This window comes from Prosthecobacter sp. (assembly GCF_044373815.1).
Classification (GTDB): Bacteria; Verrucomicrobiota; Verrucomicrobiia; order Verrucomicrobiales; family Verrucomicrobiaceae; genus Prosthecobacter.
Genome location: NZ_JBIPNG010000679.1, coordinates 1 through 2,698 on the forward strand (window position 1 = coordinate 1; position 2,698 = coordinate 2,698).

General features: G+C 60.0%; 4 protein-coding genes and 1 pseudogene. All 5 read left to right on the forward strand.

All coding sequences use genetic code 11. The features are described 5' to 3' along the window. Nucleotides 1-238, forward strand: a pseudogene (locus tag ACIREA_RS30155) (oxidoreductase); the annotation flags it as partial. Nucleotides 239-528: 290 nt separating this feature from the next. Then, nucleotides 529-1,185 carry a phosphopantothenoylcysteine decarboxylase gene (locus tag ACIREA_RS30160; protein ID WP_397386021.1) on the forward strand — a complete coding sequence of 219 codons (657 nt, stop codon included), beginning with the start codon at nt 529-531 and terminating at the stop codon, nt 1,183-1,185. Beyond that, nucleotides 1,182-1,940 (forward strand): inositol monophosphatase family protein, encoded by a 759-nt coding sequence (locus ACIREA_RS30165; protein WP_397386022.1) that lies wholly within the window; start codon nt 1,182-1,184, stop codon nt 1,938-1,940. Before ACIREA_RS30160 ends, ACIREA_RS30165 begins: the two co-directional genes overlap by 4 nt. 42 nt (nt 1,941-1,982) lie before the next feature. Continuing rightward, a complete protein-coding gene (locus ACIREA_RS30170; RefSeq protein WP_397386023.1) occupies nt 1,983-2,222 on the forward strand; it encodes an addiction module protein in 240 nt (79 codons plus the stop codon). Continuing rightward, nucleotides 2,219-2,521 (forward strand): type II toxin-antitoxin system RelE/ParE family toxin, encoded by a 303-nt coding sequence (locus ACIREA_RS30175; protein WP_397386024.1) that lies wholly within the window; start codon nt 2,219-2,221, stop codon nt 2,519-2,521. Before ACIREA_RS30170 ends, ACIREA_RS30175 begins: the two co-directional genes overlap by 4 nt. Nucleotides 2,522-2,698: the final 177 nt, after the last annotated feature.

Here is a 2,698-nt window from a genome sequence, read left to right on the forward strand (position 1 = left end):
CGCCACCAAGTACGCCATCGAAGGCCTCTCCATGGCCACCGCCCAGGACACCGGCGGCAAAGTCGCCGTCATCCCCATGAATCCCGGCATCATCGACACCGACATGCTCCGCAGCACCTTCGGCTCAAGCGCCGGCGATTTCCCCGACGCCGAAGCCTGGGCCCGCCGCGCCGTCCCCTACTTCATCAAACTCAGCCCCAAAGACAACGGCAAGCCCCTCACCGTCCCCGGAGGATAGCCCTCCGGTCTGCCAGTCGGATCGAAGCGCCCCGCACCCGGAGGATAGGCCTCCGGCCTGTCAACGGATCGAGGCGTCCCGCCTTCGTTCAGTCAGGATAGACGCAAACCATCGGCCCATCACGAACTCCGCCGTCCTTTCAGTCCCTTTCTGTCCTTCACACAGAGCCTTACACCCCTCGTCCGTGGCTTCACGCACAAGCCCTGAAAGAAACTCTTTCCTCATCAAATCTCTGCGGCGTTCCAAACTCTGCAGTGTAAAATCAGTGCTTCCCTAAAGGTCCCCGCCCCATGCGCCTCCTCATCACCGCCGGCCCCACGCGCGAGCCCATCGACCCCGTGCGCTTCCTCTCCAACCGCTCCTCCGGCCGCATGGGCTACGCCCTCGCCGAAGCCGCCCACGCCGCCGGCCATGAAGTTCTCCTCATCTCCGGCCCCGTCACCCTCCCCGCCCCATCTGGCGTTCAACTCATCCACGTCGAAACCGCCCGCGAAATGTTCGACGCCGTCCGCACCCACCTTCCCGGCTGCGATGCCGCCATCTTCAGCGCCGCCGTCGCCGACTACCGCCCAGCCCAGGTCGTCGCGCAAAAAATCAAAAAGACCGCCGACACCCTCACGCTCCAGCTCGAACGCACCGAGGACATCCTCGGCTCCGTCCGCTCCCAGTTCGCCTTCCACGGCTTCCTCGTCGGCTTCGCCGCAGAAACCGAGAACCTCATCGCCCACGCCCAGGACAAGCTCCTCCGCAAAGGCTGCGACCTCATCATCGCAAACGACGTATCTCAATCGGGCATCGGGTTTGACAGTCTGGAAAACGAAGTCACCCTCTGCCTCCCCGGCGGTCAAACGATGCCCCTCCCCAGGCAGTCCAAAACCTCCCTCGCTCGTGAATTGATCCAGTTCATTTCATCCAGCATCAAGCCCCCAGCATCAAGCATCCAGTGAACGAACTCCTCGCCACCGCCACCGAAGCCGCCCACGCCGCCGGCAAACTCATCAAAGAAAACTTCGGCTCCGAACTCACGGTCAACGAAATGCAGCGCCACGACATCAAGCTCGAGCTCGATGTCCAGAGCCAGCAGCTCATCACCGACATGATCCTCGCCCGCTTCCCCGATCACGCCATCCTCGGCGAAGAAGGCGGCGAAACCGGCGGCAACGGCGATGTCGAATGGATCGTCGATCCCATCGACGGCACTGTAAATTACTTCTTCGGCATCCCCCACTTCTGCGTCTCCATCGCCGCCCGCAAACGCGAATCCAAAGAGCTCCTCATCGGCGTCATCTTCGACCCCACGCAAAACGAAACCTGGACCGTCATCCGCGGCGAAAAAACTAAGCTCAACGGAAAAACCATCGAGGTCAGCAACCGCGGCGAAATGGCCGAAGCCGTCGTCACCGTCGGCTTCTCGAAGAGCAAGGAAGCCCTCGATCTCGGCTTCGAGCGCTACAAGCGCATCGCCTACGAAGTCCGCAAAACCCGCATGCTCGGCAGCGCCGCCCTCGCCATGGCCTACATCGCCACCGGTCGTCTCGATGCCTACGTCGAAGAACAAATCAGCCTCTGGGACATCGCCGCCGGCCAGCTCATGGTCGAAATGGGCGGCGGCAAAGTCACCCTCAAGCCCAGCACCACCAAGCCCGGCACCATGTTCATCTGCGCGTCGAACGGCAAACTGCCCATCGAAGACTACCTCTAACAGCAACCTTGTTTTTTCGTCAGTCGGAACTACCCTCGCCGCATGATTGCCACTTTGGACACTGTGCTCGCAGAGGCGCTGGCTTTGCCTGAAGACAGCAGGCTTCAACTGGTGGAAAGCTTGATTCCCACCCTCCAGATCACTCCTGATCTGGAAGCGGAGCAAATTAACGAAGTCCGGCGCCGCATCGATGAAGTCCGCCGTGGACAGGTCAGCACCATTCCTGGCGAGCAAGTTTTCCGTGAGATCAGGCAGTCTCTCGCCGAGCGCCGCTCAGCATGACGTTTGATTTTCATCCCGACGCCCGCAGGGAATTCCACGAGGCTGTCCACTGGTATGAAGACCGCAGCATCTTTGCTGGCGACAGGTTCGTTAAGGCAGTGCGGGAATCGATCGAGCAGATCATGCTCGACCCTGATCGATATCAAAATCTGGACCATGGTCTCCACGTCTTCCGACTCAAAATGTTCCCATATCGGTTGTATTACACACACGAGGAACAGATGGACATGATTCGAATCTTCGCAGTCATGCATGAAAAAAGAAAACCGGACTACTGGCACCACCGCCTCCAAGACTGATCCCGCTCTCAAGGTTTCATCTTTTCCAGCATGACAATTTGCTCACTCCCTGCGAACTAACACCTTAATGCCCGCCGCCCCCGACACCCGCGAAGTCATCCTCGAAGCCATCGATCTCACCCGTGAGTTCGACGGCGTGAAGGCGCTCGACCGCTTCAGCTTCAAGCTCCATCGCGG